Genomic DNA, 14,154 nt, shown 5'->3' on the forward strand with positions numbered 1-14,154 from the left:
TGCGACCAAGTAATTATTATGCCTTGATCTGATCGCTACTTGCTCTATAAGTTCAATTTATAATGATCTTGCCGTGGCTGTAAATAGCTGCTTGAGATAGATTTATTATCCAGAGTTCAGGTTAAATAAGTATTATTTTGATAAATAGTGCGCAGCAAGCTTTTCTAAGAAAGTATAAAGCTTATTGTTCATTTCACTATAGTCATGACTTAAGAGCTTTTCGGGCTGTTCAACAAAGCGGTAATTATGGGCATTGGTTAAATCATCGTTGGCAATGAGGAGGGTAACCACCTCGGTGGTCAATTCCATGTAGCATTGAAAACCAAAGACTAAATCGCTATAAGCGACTATTTGCCTTGGACAACCTTCGCTATTGGCAATAATACTGGCTGTAGTAGTCAGCCTGGCATATCGTTATGCCAATGCCCCACATTAAGCTCACTGCCAATTTGTTTGCCGTGATCATGCTGGCAATAAAGGCTTGTTCTTTTTTGCTATCAAAATAGGCGCATTCTGCAAGCTATATAGCGGGCGATTGTGGCCCGCCCATTACAATTAAAAAGTCTATATCATCAGCATGTTGTGGTAAGTGTTCAGCTAAATAAATACGGTTTAAGACAGCGTATGACCATTCATTTTAGCCCAAGCTTCATAAGCGCCTGGCGCTTCAAAATGTTCATGAATAATAAAGTGAATGTGCATTATCGCTTCCTTAAAATATTATCTTTTTAATAAGTAATGGCCACCGGATATAAGTGACCATGTAATAGCAATCAAAAATTAAGTAAATTAGCTGGAGAGTATTGATCTGTCAGCACCTTAGTATCACTTGGCCAATCTTTACCATCTTTAGTGAAAAACATACGCTGGCTAATTGCCTTTATATCTACGCCATAAGGAGCAAGTAACGGAGCTAGCTGCGTCACCCGCTGTGCTATTTGTTGCTCTGTAGGGATATTGCTATAACCAGCCAAAATAATACGATTACTGTTATTATTGGCTGTTACATTAATAAAATCGCCAAATACTGCATGATAGGTTGCCGACTCATGTTCATAGAGTTTACTTGATGAAAACGTGTTAGCAGCAACAATTCCGCCTTCGGCTAATACGCTTTTTATCTCTTCAAAAAACTCTTTTGTGAGTAAGTGCTCAGGAATGTAGTCGCCATTAAACGCATCCAAAATAATCCAATCAAATTGCTGTTTTTTAAGCGCCGCACGTTTAATAAAAATACGCCCATCTTGCACTTTAGCAGTTACGTTATCGGTTTCTAAAAAGTTAAAATAATCGCGCGCCACTTTAATTACCGCAGGGTCTATTTCTATATTTTCAATGTGTGCCTTTGGGTATAGCTCATGAATCATATTAGAAAGCGTACCGCCACCTAAACCAATAATGAGCACTTTTTTAGGGTTATCAATCAGTAACAAACTAGAAAAAGCCAGCTTAGTGTAGTTAAACACGAGTTTTTTAGGGTCGCTAATGTACATGCAACTTTGGCTGCTTTGTCGGGTTTTTTCATCAAACTTTAAACAGCGTAAATCGCCAGTTTCTTCAACAAGTAGATTTCGATACAAGGAGCGCTCTTTATGCACAACATTAGCTGCACTGTATGATGAAAACAGTAGCGCCGTAATACAAACAAACAGGGATTTAAACTTAAGCATAAACGGCCTCTCGTACTTTAAGTTTGTCAAAGGTAATAGCAATTAGCCCAAGCGTGCCTAATACACCAGCAAAACCTAAAATAATCGCGTTAACATCAAACGCCAATACCATATAAAAAGAGGTTATAATGGTGCCCAGTGCGCTGCCTAAGGTACTTACAAAATAAAGGCCACCTGCCACTTGGCCGCTGCGCTCACTGTTTGTAACCAGCAAACGTACGGAGTAGGGCGAGATCATGCCTAAAATAATGGTGGGTATAAAAAATAACGCGGTTGAGGCGAGTAACGAGCCATAGCGACTGTCTTCAATATGCGAAAAAATAAATGCCATAATTGGCTCAGCAAACAAAGCAATGGGTAGTACCATAATACTGGCAACTAAAAAGATTAACCCATATTTGGTCAACGAAGGATGACGAATAGACAGCTTACCCCCCAGTAAATACCCAAATGATAAGCTAAGCATAAATACAGTAATAATACTGCCCCAGATATGTACACTACTGCCAAAGTAAGGCGCTAAAATGCGCCCACCTAATAGCTCTATTCCCATAATACTAAAGCCACTACTAAACGCTAAAAAGTAAATTAATGCATTTGTTTTTGTTAACATTATATTGTTCTTATTGTGTTATTTTTACCCATCTTAACGTGATAGCTGCATAGTCGCTAGTGTAAAAATTAGACGCATACATAGAGCGCAAAAAACATTTTGTTATAAAGTAACAAATGCTGTAGTTTGAGTTATAACATAACATTACTAAAAGCATTTTATGAAGTACTTATTAATTTACTTAGCCTGCTTAAGTGCAAGCGCACAAAGCATTGCCCAAAGTCAACCAATAGAGAAAATTGCGGTTACATATAAACAAGCTTACCGAGGCGATATTCCTCAAAAGCAAATGCCACAATCAATCGAAACCCTCGATAACGCAGTACTTGATCAAAAAGGAATAACTCAATTACAAGATGCGCTGGATTTTTCTGCCAGTATTTCACGTAAAAATAACAGTGGCGCGTTATGGGATAGCTTTTCGATTCGTGGATTATTGGGTAACGAAAACATGCCATCGGGTTACTTAATTAATGGTTTTAGCGGTGGACGCGGATTCAGCGGCCCTCGTGATGTATCAAACATTGAGTACATTGAAGTATTAAAAGGTCCAAGCTCCGCACTTTATGGCCGCTCAGAGCCCGGCGGTACAGTTAATATCGTGACCAAAAAACCTCAATTTGAGCAACAGGGTGAGCTAAAACTTAGCTTAGGTAGTGATAATTTTAACCGCGTTGAAAGTGACTATACACCCAGCATTTTTAACGTCTAGTTATTTATAGTTTTTCATCCAAAGCGTCTTAATGTAGTGGTTAAGGCGCTTTTTTTTGGATAATAAGTAGCTGCTTACCATCTTTAAAGATACTTTTACTTTTTTAGGTAGCTATCTTGTTTATAACATTTTAGGTACGCTGCATTTTAAATTATGTTATAAATATTACACTAAAAATACAGCGACTCCGGTTAGATTAAAGGACAAAAATCAATGGATAAAAGCAGCAATAATGTCTCGTTAATTATCTTTCTTATTACGGCATGTTTATTGTTACCCTTTCTGGAGAGTATGCATGGTGGAGCGCTTTGGGGTTTAAATTGGCACTCTCCAAGGCTTATGGATACATTAAGCCATAATTTACTTTATATAAAATTGGTGTTGGTAATTACAGGTTTAATATTACTGCTCGCCAAATCTGAAAAAATTAAAAGCATAATTAAAAATAAAATCGCTCAGTGGTTGTTCTTTATCATTCTTACATTAGTCGGTGTAATACAAATTCCTTTTTTGTGTTTAGGGATTTTATTCAATGGTTCTTCATTATCAACCCCTGATTATATTCATAAACAAAGCACGTTTACTGATCGTACTATTTATATTTACACCGCAGACCCTGGCGCGATGGGGAAAGCCTACCATTATGTATATTTAAATTGCCCGCTAGCATTTGGCCGTTATGAGCTAAAACAAATTGCTAAACTCAATTGGATGCGCGAATACACTTTTTACATTGAAAAGAATAACCTAATAGTAATTAATAAAGATCCTGCTGGTTTAACGCATACTTTCGATATGAGTGACGTAACCTGTTCGAGCTAATACCTCCTTTTTATAATTAGCTTAGGTTTCTGGTGTTGAATACGCATGCCTTAAGTGCCTTTAGTAAACCAATATTGATTTAAGCGCACTCTTTTGAAAATGTATGAATAGTGTTATTGAAAGATATGAGCAGTACAAAGATCACGGGGCGTAAACCCCCTTTACACTATGGCGCAATACGCAGTGTTTTTAGTGCTTTATATACCAATCAGCTTAGACATAGAAAAATTCAATCCGTTAAATTATTCAGATATTTATGCTGATTGGTATATACACAACTTTTAATATTAATTAAAACTGATAGCTTATCCGAGCCGAAACATTACGTCCTGGTTGGCTATATTGGCTAAAATCAGTGCCTTTGGATTGACCAGCAATAAGTTCAAACGGTACGTACTCTTTATCGAGTAGGTTAAGTAAACCTACATTCATTTGCCATGCTTGCCACTGATAATTTGCATATAAATCAACAACACCATAACCGTTACCTTGTGTTGTTTTATTACCATTAGTATCAAGTACTACATCAGACTGCGCCTTAGCTAAACGCCAAGCAGCGGTCCAATTAACATTGCCAAACTCAGTGCTTACCAATATAGAACCATTTAACGGGCTAATACTAGTGAGTGGCTGGTCAGAGTCTTTGTTTTCACCATCTACGTAAGCAACATTGGCCTCTAATAAAATATCGTCGGTAACATACATAGCAATACCAGCTTCTACACCGCTGATCTGGGTTTCGCTAATATTTTGGTATTGGTAAAATGTTTTATTTACATTAGGAATATAAGTTGGTTCAACACCCGCAATTGCCGTTTCGATAAAGTCATCATAGGCAGCATAAAAGGTACTTAGATTTACACTAATATCGCTACTTGCGTATCTTAATCCGATCTCAAATGAGTCACTGCTTTCAGGGTCTAAATCTGCGTTTGGTAATATTTGATAAAATGGCTCAACACCATGGCTTTGATAGGCTTGGTCGTGTGGCGGTATTTTAAAGCCTCGAACATATTGCCCATACCAAGATAAATTATCGTCTACCTGATAAATCACACCCAGCTTTGGTGAAAACGCAGATTCGGTAATATCATCAAGCTCGGTGTCAGCGTATAGCGCATCTTTTTTAGCTTCAAGTGCATAATAATCGTAACGAATACCCGCAACTAACGACCAATCAGTCTCATTAAATTTAATACTGTCTTGCATATATACACCAACTAAAGAAGTATCGGCGCCAGGAAATGCTTTTTGTTTTTCATTCGTAAAATCAACAGTACCATCATTTAATACACGGGTTTTTAAGCGTGGTCGTGTTGTATCATATAAATCAATATCGATTCCATAAACAAATTCATGCTTGGTATTTTCTCCTTTAATTTCCTTATTAAATACCGCTTTTAGGCCTAAAATATCTTGCTCAAACCCGTAGTCATTATAATCAATGTAATTTCTAGCCGCGCTTATTTGGTCACTTTGTTGCTCGTAACGACTATAGGATAGTTGCCCATACCATTTATCAAATATGGCTGTTGCCATATTTGAATCATAATCGAGTGCAAATGAGATATTTGTATCTTCGTCTTCGGTTTCTTGAATGGATGGAGTGATTACTTGCTCTGTCGTTTGGTTAAAGTAATCTAAGGTGTACTTAAGGGTTCGTTTTTCATCAAATTTTTGCTCAACTTTAAGTAGTAAAGCGTCCGAGCGGGCATCGTAACCTGGTAAATTTTCAACGTAATTTTGTACTTCTTCACTATCGCGATGGCTATAAACAGCGCTAATAGCAAAGTCACCTAAATCTTTTGCTGCTGTAATATCAGCAGCAACCTGATTGCTTTGGCCTTGGTAGCCTAACGCTACTTTTACCAAGCTTTGTTGATCCACTAAATAATCACTTGGATCTTTAGTTGTTATTACTACAATTCCCCCTAGTGCATCAGAACCATATAGCGATGATGCCGCCCCTTTTGCAACTTCAACTTGTTTAACACCAGCAACATCAAAGTAGTTTCGACCCACTAAATAACCGCCGCCGCCAGCGTAGCCATCGTTTGTGCGTCTTCCATCTTTAATAAAAACAACTCTATTGCCACCAACACCCCGTACAGTTAATGTTTGCGCGCCTGCGCCACTGCCAGTACTTGAGATACTTGGATCATATTTAAACATCGTTTGTAAATCTACAGCGAGTTGACGCTCAATATCTTGTTCGGTAATAACCGTTACTGAGCCAGTTACATCTTCTAGCTTTTGTTCAAAGCGAGAACCACTAACCACAATATGATCGTCAATAATATTTTCGGCCAGTGCGCTACCAGAGCTAATTAACAAAGAGGCTAATGCTGTAAATTTAAAAGAAAAGGGATTCATCTCCACTCCAAATGATAATAGTTATTATTTACTTTTAAATGTTACAACTAACCCAAAATAAGATCAATTAATTATGATAATCATTTTCATTTAGATTAAAGTGGTTATAATACTAAAAAATAAAATCGGAGTTTGTTATGAAGTACCTAATTTTTTTTCTGGCTTTAGCCACTCAATCAGCACTCGCTAAAGAGCGTGTGATCAGTGCTGGCGGCACATTAACTGAAATAATCTACGCACTAGAAAAACAAAATAGTTTAGTAGCGGTTGACCAATCGAGTATGTATCCGCAACAAGCAACACAATTGCCACAGGTAGGCTACTATCGAGATCTAGCCGCTGAGGGAGTGCTTTCAATGCATCCAACTGCGTTACTTGCACTTGAAGGTGCAGGAAGAGAGCAGGCGCTCAAGCAAATAGAAGCGACCGGAGTGAAGGTTATTCACTATAAAAAGCCGACTTCTGTAAATGAACTACTTGCGCTAATTAAGCACCTTGGTAGTGATTTAGATGCAAACCTAAAAGCTCAAAACCTAATTACTAAAATAAAAAAATCGTTACCTACTAAAGCAAAAACACAGACTCATAACGCTTTGTTTTTACTTTCAGCTAATGAGCGTGGGCTCGTCGCAGCAGGACAAGAAACGGTGCCCAACTTACTGTTTAACTATGCGGGCATTACCAATATAGCTGCTACGCATACAGGCTTTAAAGCAATTAACAGTGAAGTACTGGCTGTAAATCAGCCCGATTTTTTAGTGGCGCCAGCGCATGTTGTGCAAAGCCTTGGTGGGAAACAAGCCTTTTGTAAACAGCCTACACTTCGCTTATTAAAAGCAGCGCAAGAGTGTCAATTACTGGTCATGGACAGCTTACTTTCACTGGGCATATCGCCGCGTATTGCTACTGCGATTCAAGCATTGCATGAGTATAAAACACGCTTATGAGCACGTTAACTTTGAATCGTTTTAACGCCATAACACTGAGTAATCCGCATAAGTGGATGCTATTAAGTTATGGCTGCATTTTTGCTTTAGCATTACTTAGCATAGGCTATGGAGCGGCAGGGTGGGATTGGCGTTTAGCGATTGCATGGCTAGCTCCTGAACATTTTAGTCAATTTGATGCGCTACAAATCAATGTGGTTACACAAATACGCCTGCCTCGTTTTGTCCTTGCAGTGATGGTGGGTTTAGTACTTGCACAAACAGGAGCTGCAACTCAAGCGCTGTGTCGTAACCCGCTTGCTGATCCTTCTATTATTGGTATAAGCGCAGGCGCTGCAATGGTCGCGGTTGCTTTTATTGCCCTTAGTGCACAATTTAATTTTAACGCCCAACACTACTTACCTTATGCCTCATTTTTGGGCGCACTATCAGTAACGTCGCTGGTATATTTAGTCTCAAAACAACAAAAACAAATTAATATAAATACACTTATATTAGTCGGTGTCGCCATTAATGCATTGGCATTCGCTGTTATTGGATTATTAAGTTTTTATGCCGATGACAGCGCACTGCGGTTAATTAACTATTGGACCATGGGCTCATTAGGCGGTGCAAGCTGGGATAATATAAAACAGGCGAGTCCTTTGCTATTACTGAGTCTTATCGGGCTATGGCGATTAAAAGAGCCAATGAATCTACTTCTTATCGGTGAATCACAAGCCCAATACTTAGGAGTGGATACCAGCAAGCTTAAATTATACGTCATTATATTAGTTGCATTGGGCGTAGGTGCGGTGGTTGCGCTAACAGGTTTAATTGGCTTTGTTGGTTTAGTTGTCCCTCACATCGCACGCCTCATGGTTGGCCCACACTTACGGAATATGCTGCCACTTTGTATGCTTTTAGGTGTCATTGTATTGCTACTTTCAGATTGGTTAGCACGCTTGGTTGTTATGCCTGCGGAGCTGCCGATAGGCATTATAACGGCGTTACTTGGGGCTCCTCTGTTTATATATTTGATCATTAAAAATAAGCGAGATTGGTCATGATCACGTTTAACAACCTCAATATAGGCTTTAACACGCATCGTGTTTTAGAGGATATTAGCGGCAATATCCAAGCAGGACAACTTGTCGCTCTGATAGGCGAAAATGGTGCAGGTAAATCAACCTTACTGCATACTTTGGCAGGCATGCATCCCTTTGAGGGAGATATACTATTTAATACCAAGCCTTTGCATTCATTTTCTAAAGAGCAATTAGCTAGCAAGCGCGCTGTAATGATGCAAAGTAACCATGTTGGCTTTGATTTTAGTGTATTTGAACTCATTGCTATGGGTCGCTATCCCTATACAGAGTCTCTTAAAACACAAGCCAATAAAGTTCAAAAATATGCCTCACTTATGGATTTAACCCATTACCTAACACGTCGAATGAGTGCGCTTTCGGGCGGCGAACAACAGCGTGTTCATATGGCGCGCACATTAGCCCAGTTAGATGCTTTTACTGCGCAAACTGAGCCTAAATTAATGTTACTCGATGAGCCAACATCAGCGCTAGATATGCGTCATCAACATACCTTACTTAGCTGTGTTAGAACCTTTGTAGAGCAAGGAAACAGCGCCATTATTGCTATACACGATCTTAATTTAGCAAGCCTTTATGCAACCAACGCTATCTTATTACACAACCAAAAAGTGCTGCAAAGCGGGTCTATAAATACCGTTTTAACAGCACAAAACTTACAACAAATGTACGCCATGAAATTGCACGTTAACCCTCATCCTTATAACGATGCGCCCATGGTTTTTTCTCAACGTCAGGAGTTTTCATGAGAGAACAAGCATTAAACGACGCACGCACGCTCGTTTTTAAAACCCATGCCGGCGTAATGTCGACCATTTCAAATAATTTACGCGGCTATCCGTTTGGCTCTGTTACACCTTATATGTGTGACGAACAAGGCCGCATCTACTTTTTTATTAGTGACATAGCTCAGCACACCAAAAATTTAAAACAGGACTCACGCATGAGTCTGACTATTTTTGATGCCGCCGATTATGGCGATCAAAACGAACATGGGCGAGTAACACTCGTAGGTGATGGCTCTATTGTGGCAAAAGAGCAAAGCGAAGTGCTACTTGATAAATATATAGCTTTGTACCCTGAGGCTGCAAGCTATCGCAATGCGCATGATTTTCAGCTTTGGCAATTAGATGTAGTGCGGGTGCGTTATATTGGCGGTTTTGGAAAAATATTTTGGCTTGAGCAAAACGAGTGGCAAGCTCAGCCTAAAAAATGGGATGAAAGCCAGCAGCAAACCATGATCACTCATATGAATGAAGATCATCAAGATGCTATGTCGCTGATATTAATGCAGCACTATAACGTAGCCGATAACACCCCAATAATGAGCGGCCTACTACCCACAGGCTTTTATATACAAAGCCACAAGCGTAATTACTTTATTAATTTTGCGAACGAGTGCGATAGCCCATTAGAGATACGTAAAGCGCTGGTTGAGCTAACCAACCAAGCTCGAAGTAAATAAACTAAATACATGACGACATAGTTAACCTGAGCCCTGTTTAAGAAATTCACTAACTATGTCGTTATTTTATAAGCAGGCTGTTTGCTCGCCTCGTTTAGCTAACGCTTTAAATGCAGTTTGTTGATGTGCTTTTTGCACATAGCGAGCAGGCAAAGCGTTAACTTCTAATTGATAACCACTTTGCTCAGATTGTACTTTTGATACTGGCGATATCCATACAATATTAAGCTCTGGGGCAATTCGCTTAATTACCCGCGCTATGCCTTCACCATTTCTCACATGAAAGTCACCGGCTAAATGTATAACCTGCGTGCCCTTATTTTGACTAATATAGTTAACGATAGACTCAGCCATGGTTTCGTCCCAAGTAACTTGCGCGGCGTATAGTTTTTCGTTTTTACTCGCCGTTCCATGATGCATGGATTGCATAAAGCGTTCTTTATAAAGGCTTGGAGAAATATCTATCTCTTTTGCAATAAAACTACGCTGCTGTGCGTCGAGCTTATTAATATAATTAATACCTTGGCGACCAATACAGGTAACAATATGCTTAGGCGCATTTGCAGCTATTACATCGCTATTTTGCATCTTCGCCAATTCCACTAACGCACGATAATCACTCTTATAATTAGCCCAAGCCTTAGTATTATCAATTAGGTATTGTTCACCTATTTTACTCTCAAGGTAAAGGCTTAGTGTTTGCTGATCAGCGCGGCTAAATTGCTCAAGCGATAGAGCAATAGGCTTATTTTGCGTGCTTAATTGCTGAAATAGCTCAGCTTGAAATAAGTGCACACCGGGGTGTGTATGCCACTCACCAACTAAAACAACATCGGCATTCAAAAGCGTGGACTCTGACAATATTGAATTAACTCGCTGGCCATTTGCGTTATAAAGCCCGTAATTATACAAGGATGAACTTTGAGATACTGATACTGTGTTTATACTGCAGCCTGATAATCCACTGAATAAAACAAGTGCTAAAAATGGGTTTTTCATATCGGTTTTTATAAAAATAAGAATCAAAACAATGAAGTTAGTATACACAACAAACTGCTTTAAACCCACAAATGCAAATAAAAACAATTATCATTTGATGTTTTGGAGTTTCTGTTTTACAGTCTTAAAAAATATACAGATATGGAACGTACCATGGCCTTACCTTTTTTATGTGCTCGACACAAACAACATGTTTTATGTCAACCAGAACAAGCAATTATAGATATTCAAAACGCGCAGCTAAGTGGCGAAGCGCTGTTTAAACGATACCAATTTGCACAAGCATTGCCGTACTTGGGGTGTGCACTTGAAAGTGCGTCCTTGTTAGCTCAAATGTATAATTGTGCAAACAAACAGCAAGTAGTACAAATTACCTCACTTACAGAGCGCCTTTATTCCACACTTCACTTTTTAGGCGAACAAAGTGCTGCGCACAATGCACTCATACAATCTATTAATCTGCTAAACGAAATATTGTATAGTGACGATGAATATCATGACTTAGCGCTTTCATGCATTACACAGCTAAAAAAATTAGCACTGCAACATCCTCCACACCTTACTAAGCACTAATTTTTATGGCAATAAGCAACGCGCTAAACAAAATTGGGTTAACTTTTTATATTAATAATGGCTAACATATCGTCTTCATCTAGGCCAACTTCTTCAAACCCAAAACTAGAATAAAAATCCTTAGCAACAGGGTTTTGCGGGTTATAACAAATCTCGATTTGTTCAAGCTTAGAAGTCGTTTTAATCTCTGCAATTGCCATGAATAATGCTTGGCGGCCAATACCTTTATTTTGATGATGTTTATCTACCATAAAACGCCAAATAGAAACCTTTGTAGGGGTTTCTTACACCCACATAAAAAAGCCTACAGGCTTATTATTTTGCTAAATAACCTGAACTCTGGTTAAGGGATTTACTAACGTATTGAGTCAAAATTGATATTCATGCTTATTCTCTCTAGCCAGAGATTTTCAGTGAAAATAAGGCGAAATTACGCGTCAATAGCTAGCCTATTGCAAGTAAATTCAACGAAGTTAGCGCTGAAAATAGCTGCTTGAGATAGATTTATTATCCAGAGTTCAGGTTAATTCGCTTTACAGGTATGCCCAACATTATAATGAGACTCAACAAGCGACCACATATTACACGCTACGTATTCTTGTTGCGCTTTGGTAACGTCTAAATCGCATACCTCTTCGTAATTAGCAGAGGTGACATCTTCCAATGAAATGTTCATTATTGTCCTTAATTTAAAATATGAAGTTATAAGTAGTTTTGTTTTATCACGTTATCAGCACTAATACATCTAGGCAATGTATTCTTTTAGGAACAAAAAGGCCGCAGTAATAAATACTGCGGCCTTTTTGTTTATAGTTAAACTTTTTAAACGAGCTAAGTTTAGTAAGCGCCTGCGCTGTATATAAGCTCGTAGCTGTGGCTGTAAATCTCAAGGATGTTACCAAATGGGTCTTCCATGTAGATCATGCGGTACGGCTTTTCGCCAGGGTAGTAGTAACGTGGCTCTGGCATACGCTTTTTACCACCTGCAGCAACAATACGATCCGCTAAGCCTTCAACATCTGGGTCTTGTACACAGAAATGAAAGATACCGGTTTTCCAGTATTCAAAGTTGTCTTTAGGGTTTTCTTGGTCTTTAAATTCAAAAATTTCTACCCCAACACGGTCGCCTGTTGAAAGGTGCGCTATTTTAAATTTTTCCCAATTTGGACCAAATACATCGGTACACATTTCGCCAATTGGGCTGTTGTCTTCAGTGATCACAGTCGGCTCCATTATGGTGTACCAGCCCATCACCTTAGTGTAAAACTCTACGGCTTTTTCAACATCCGGTACTGAAATACCAATGTGCGAAAAACTACGTGGATATGTATGACTCATAATAAATACTCCTACTTAACTATGTTTAGTTGATGGAATTAGTTTACGAACCGACCAACATTAAGTAAAATTATCATTAATCATCATTTTGAGTATGTTTTGTAATGATAAATCCTACATGGTTAAACACGTTTTGTACTTTAGTTGAGGTAAACCATTTTACCCAAACCGCCGAGCGCCTTTATATGACCCAGTCAGGCGTAAGCCAACATATAAAAAAGTTAGAGCAGCAAGTAGATTGCGCCTTGCTTGAGCGCCACGGTAAACAATTTACCCTTACCGTTCAGGGGCAAAACTTGTATCAGCAAGGCAGCTTATTATTAAAAGAATGGCAGTTTTTAGAGCAGCAATTAAAAGATGATTCACCTTACAGCGGTTTAGTAAAAATACAGTCGCCAGGCAGTTGCGGGCTAAAGTTTTACAATCAACTATTAGCACTGCAAGTAGAGCACAAGAAGCTTATTATAGATTACCGCTTTGCTCCAAATACCAATGTTGAACAAGCGGTGGCCAATCATAGTGCCGATATTGGCTTTTTAACTCAAGCGCCTACCCTTAGCGAAGTTACTAGCCATAAAATAGGCCAAGAACCTTTACTATTGGTAACACCGGCCGCAATAAAAAATCCAACATGGAGCGCATTAAATGAACTGGGTTTTATTAGCCACCCCGATGCAAAACACCACGCGCAGCTTTTACTTAGCGAAAACTACAGTGAGTTTGAACATGTTGATCAAATTAAGCGCACGGGGTTTTCTAACCAAATAAGTTTAATACTAGAGCCGGTAAGTTTAGGGCTCGGTTTTACGGTTTTACCCGCACACGCAGTAAGTGCTTTTAATAAACCTGCGCTTATTAAAACGCATCATTTAACCAAACCGATTAGCGAAAATATTTATGTATGCCATCACCGAAATAGGCCGTTAGCAAAGCGTATGCATAGCGTTATTGACGCAATAAAAGCAAGCTAGGGCACCCAAATCAGCGTCCGTAAAGCCCCTTTACAGTTTATGCTGCACGTTTAGATTTTTGCTTAAAACCAAGTAGGGTTAACTTAGTTTGCAAATACATTTTGTGTATTGCAAAAGTGAGTAAACTCATAAGCGCCATTAGGCACAAGGTTGGCACAAGCGACTGCGTATGATAACCAAACACACCCATAAACCAGCAAATAAGCACCCACTGAATAACATACAAAGCGGTAACATGTTTACAGGCATATAAAAGAGCACGTGTAATAGGGCCATTATATTTATCAGCAAAAATATACTGTATAGCCGCTAGGGCACATAAATTTAAGCCAATTAAATAGCTAATACCGCCGCCATTTAAATTAAAAAATTTGCCAAACTGACCTTTAAAATCAATGGCTAACCATATGCCGCCAATAACTAGTAAAGCAGCACCAAGTTGTGCACATACTTTATATAAGTAATCGGCACATTGGTGGTTACTAAGGTATTAACGACAAAGTACATACCCCGTTAATATCGCACTTATCAAAAGAAATACCGGAAAATACACCTGATAGTTATTAGCAAAAAAACAAATCGCTAA

Annotated in this window: 14 protein-coding genes and 2 pseudogenes; 8 read left to right on the forward strand and 8 right to left on the reverse strand. The window is 38.8% G+C overall.

The window, feature by feature from the left end; translation table 11 throughout:
* Positions 1–132 precede the first annotated feature (132 nt).
* From MTN97_RS18160 to MTN97_RS16470, 3 genes are all read right to left on the reverse strand, one after another.
* Entirely contained in the window at positions 133–309 is a 177-nt protein-coding gene (locus MTN97_RS18160) for a hypothetical protein (protein WP_248474902.1), read from the reverse strand.
* A 464-nt stretch (positions 310–773) separates the two neighbouring features.
* The gene (locus tag MTN97_RS16465; RefSeq protein ID WP_248474903.1) at positions 774–1,670 is read right to left on the reverse strand and encodes a spermidine synthase; all 897 of its coding nucleotides are present in this window, start codon (positions 1,668–1,670) and stop codon (positions 774–776) included.
* Positions 1,663–2,283 (reverse strand): fused MFS/spermidine synthase, encoded by a 621-nt coding sequence (locus MTN97_RS16470; protein ID WP_024602440.1) that lies wholly within the window; start codon positions 2,281–2,283, stop codon positions 1,663–1,665. The genes MTN97_RS16465 and MTN97_RS16470 overlap by 8 nt, the downstream gene beginning before the upstream one ends.
* Positions 2,284–2,443: 160 nt before the next feature.
* On the opposite strand from MTN97_RS16470, the pseudogene MTN97_RS16475 reads away from it, so the two are divergent.
* Positions 2,444–2,983 (forward strand): annotated as a pseudogene (locus tag MTN97_RS16475) (TonB-dependent receptor plug domain-containing protein); the annotation flags it as partial.
* Between the two features lie 225 nt (positions 2,984–3,208).
* On the forward strand, positions 3,209–3,817 hold the full coding sequence (locus tag MTN97_RS16480; RefSeq protein WP_138561057.1) for a hypothetical protein: 609 nt from the start codon (positions 3,209–3,211) through the stop codon (positions 3,815–3,817).
* A 291-nt stretch (positions 3,818–4,108) separates the two neighbouring features.
* Here the strand turns inward: MTN97_RS16480 and MTN97_RS16485 are convergent, their stop codons facing one another.
* The gene (locus MTN97_RS16485) at positions 4,109–6,190 is read right to left on the reverse strand and encodes a TonB-dependent hemoglobin/transferrin/lactoferrin family receptor (protein WP_036983575.1); all 2,082 of its coding nucleotides are present in this window, start codon (positions 6,188–6,190) and stop codon (positions 4,109–4,111) included.
* Between the two features lie 137 nt (positions 6,191–6,327).
* Between MTN97_RS16485 and MTN97_RS16490 the strand changes: the two genes are divergently transcribed.
* Genes MTN97_RS16490 through MTN97_RS16505 form a run of 4 tightly spaced genes read left to right on the forward strand, consistent with a single transcriptional unit; the run spans position 6,328 to position 9,687 of the window.
* Positions 6,328–7,137 (forward strand): hemin ABC transporter substrate-binding protein, encoded by an 810-nt coding sequence (locus tag MTN97_RS16490; RefSeq protein WP_248474904.1) that lies wholly within the window; start codon positions 6,328–6,330, stop codon positions 7,135–7,137.
* Positions 7,134–8,186 (forward strand): iron ABC transporter permease, encoded by a 1,053-nt coding sequence (locus MTN97_RS16495; RefSeq protein WP_024602445.1) that lies wholly within the window; start codon positions 7,134–7,136, stop codon positions 8,184–8,186. The genes MTN97_RS16490 and MTN97_RS16495 overlap by 4 nt, the downstream gene beginning before the upstream one ends.
* Positions 8,183–8,971, forward strand: coding sequence for a heme ABC transporter ATP-binding protein (locus MTN97_RS16500; protein ID WP_051498254.1), 789 nt, complete (start codon positions 8,183–8,185; stop codon positions 8,969–8,971). Before MTN97_RS16495 ends, MTN97_RS16500 begins: the two co-directional genes overlap by 4 nt.
* Entirely contained in the window at positions 8,968–9,687 is a 720-nt protein-coding gene (locus MTN97_RS16505) for a HugZ family protein (RefSeq protein ID WP_248474905.1), read from the forward strand. Before MTN97_RS16500 ends, MTN97_RS16505 begins: the two co-directional genes overlap by 4 nt.
* Positions 9,688–9,753: 66 nt before the next feature.
* Here the strand turns inward: MTN97_RS16505 and MTN97_RS16510 are convergent, their stop codons facing one another.
* The gene (locus MTN97_RS16510) at positions 9,754–10,734 is read right to left on the reverse strand and encodes a ChaN family lipoprotein (protein WP_248474906.1); all 981 of its coding nucleotides are present in this window, start codon (positions 10,732–10,734) and stop codon (positions 9,754–9,756) included.
* Between the two features lie 105 nt (positions 10,735–10,839).
* Between MTN97_RS16510 and MTN97_RS16515 the strand changes: the two genes are divergently transcribed.
* Positions 10,840–11,259: a hypothetical protein gene (locus MTN97_RS16515; protein ID WP_214551874.1), complete on the forward strand. Its 420-nt coding sequence runs from the start codon at positions 10,840–10,842 to the stop codon at positions 11,257–11,259.
* A gap of 38 nt (positions 11,260–11,297) precedes the next feature.
* Here MTN97_RS16515 and MTN97_RS16520 read toward each other — a convergent pair.
* The 3 genes and pseudogenes from MTN97_RS16520 to MTN97_RS16530 form a co-directional block, all read right to left on the reverse strand.
* Positions 11,298–11,579, reverse strand: a pseudogene (locus MTN97_RS16520) (GNAT family N-acetyltransferase); the annotation flags it as partial.
* Positions 11,580–11,782: 203 nt separating this feature from the next.
* Positions 11,783–11,935, reverse strand: coding sequence for a hypothetical protein (locus MTN97_RS16525; RefSeq protein WP_409418118.1), 153 nt, complete (start codon positions 11,933–11,935; stop codon positions 11,783–11,785).
* Between the two features lie 161 nt (positions 11,936–12,096).
* The gene (locus tag MTN97_RS16530; protein WP_248474907.1) at positions 12,097–12,597 is read right to left on the reverse strand and encodes a lactoylglutathione lyase family protein; all 501 of its coding nucleotides are present in this window, start codon (positions 12,595–12,597) and stop codon (positions 12,097–12,099) included.
* Between the two features lie 104 nt (positions 12,598–12,701).
* Between MTN97_RS16530 and MTN97_RS16535 the strand changes: the two genes are divergently transcribed.
* The gene (locus MTN97_RS16535; RefSeq protein ID WP_248474908.1) at positions 12,702–13,568 is read left to right on the forward strand and encodes a LysR family transcriptional regulator; all 867 of its coding nucleotides are present in this window, start codon (positions 12,702–12,704) and stop codon (positions 13,566–13,568) included.
* The last annotated feature ends 586 nt before the right edge of the window (positions 13,569–14,154 follow it).

Origin of the sequence: Pseudoalteromonas sp. 2CM36K (assembly GCF_023161865.1) — a bacterium.
GTDB lineage: Bacteria > Pseudomonadota > Gammaproteobacteria > Enterobacterales > Alteromonadaceae > Pseudoalteromonas > Pseudoalteromonas tetraodonis.

Bases quoted from the DNA above. Each gene is read 5' to 3' on its own strand.
- MTN97_RS18160 (WP_248474902.1), bottom strand. From the start codon at position 309: ATGGAATTGACCACCGAGGTGGTTACCCTCCTCATTGCCAACGATGAT.
- MTN97_RS16465 (WP_248474903.1), bottom strand. From the start codon at position 1,670: ATGCTTAAGTTTAAATCCCTGTTTGTTTGTATTACGGCGCTACTGTTT.
- MTN97_RS16470 (WP_024602440.1), bottom strand. From the start codon at position 2,283: ATGTTAACAAAAACAAATGCATTAATTTACTTTTTAGCGTTTAGTAGT.
- MTN97_RS16480 (WP_138561057.1), top strand. From the start codon at position 3,209: ATGGATAAAAGCAGCAATAATGTCTCGTTAATTATCTTTCTTATTACG.
- MTN97_RS16485 (WP_036983575.1), bottom strand. From the start codon at position 6,190: ATGAATCCCTTTTCTTTTAAATTTACAGCATTAGCCTCTTTGTTAATT.
- MTN97_RS16490 (WP_248474904.1), top strand. From the start codon at position 6,328: ATGAAGTACCTAATTTTTTTTCTGGCTTTAGCCACTCAATCAGCACTC.
- MTN97_RS16495 (WP_024602445.1), top strand. From the start codon at position 7,134: ATGAGCACGTTAACTTTGAATCGTTTTAACGCCATAACACTGAGTAAT.
- MTN97_RS16500 (WP_051498254.1), top strand. From the start codon at position 8,183: ATGATCACGTTTAACAACCTCAATATAGGCTTTAACACGCATCGTGTT.
- MTN97_RS16505 (WP_248474905.1), top strand. From the start codon at position 8,968: ATGAGAGAACAAGCATTAAACGACGCACGCACGCTCGTTTTTAAAACC.
- MTN97_RS16515 (WP_214551874.1), top strand. From the start codon at position 10,840: ATGGCCTTACCTTTTTTATGTGCTCGACACAAACAACATGTTTTATGT.
- MTN97_RS16525 (WP_409418118.1), bottom strand. From the start codon at position 11,935: ATGAACATTTCATTGGAAGATGTCACCTCTGCTAATTACGAAGAGGTA.
- MTN97_RS16530 (WP_248474907.1), bottom strand. From the start codon at position 12,597: ATGAGTCATACATATCCACGTAGTTTTTCGCACATTGGTATTTCAGTA.
- MTN97_RS16535 (WP_248474908.1), top strand. From the start codon at position 12,702: ATGATAAATCCTACATGGTTAAACACGTTTTGTACTTTAGTTGAGGTA.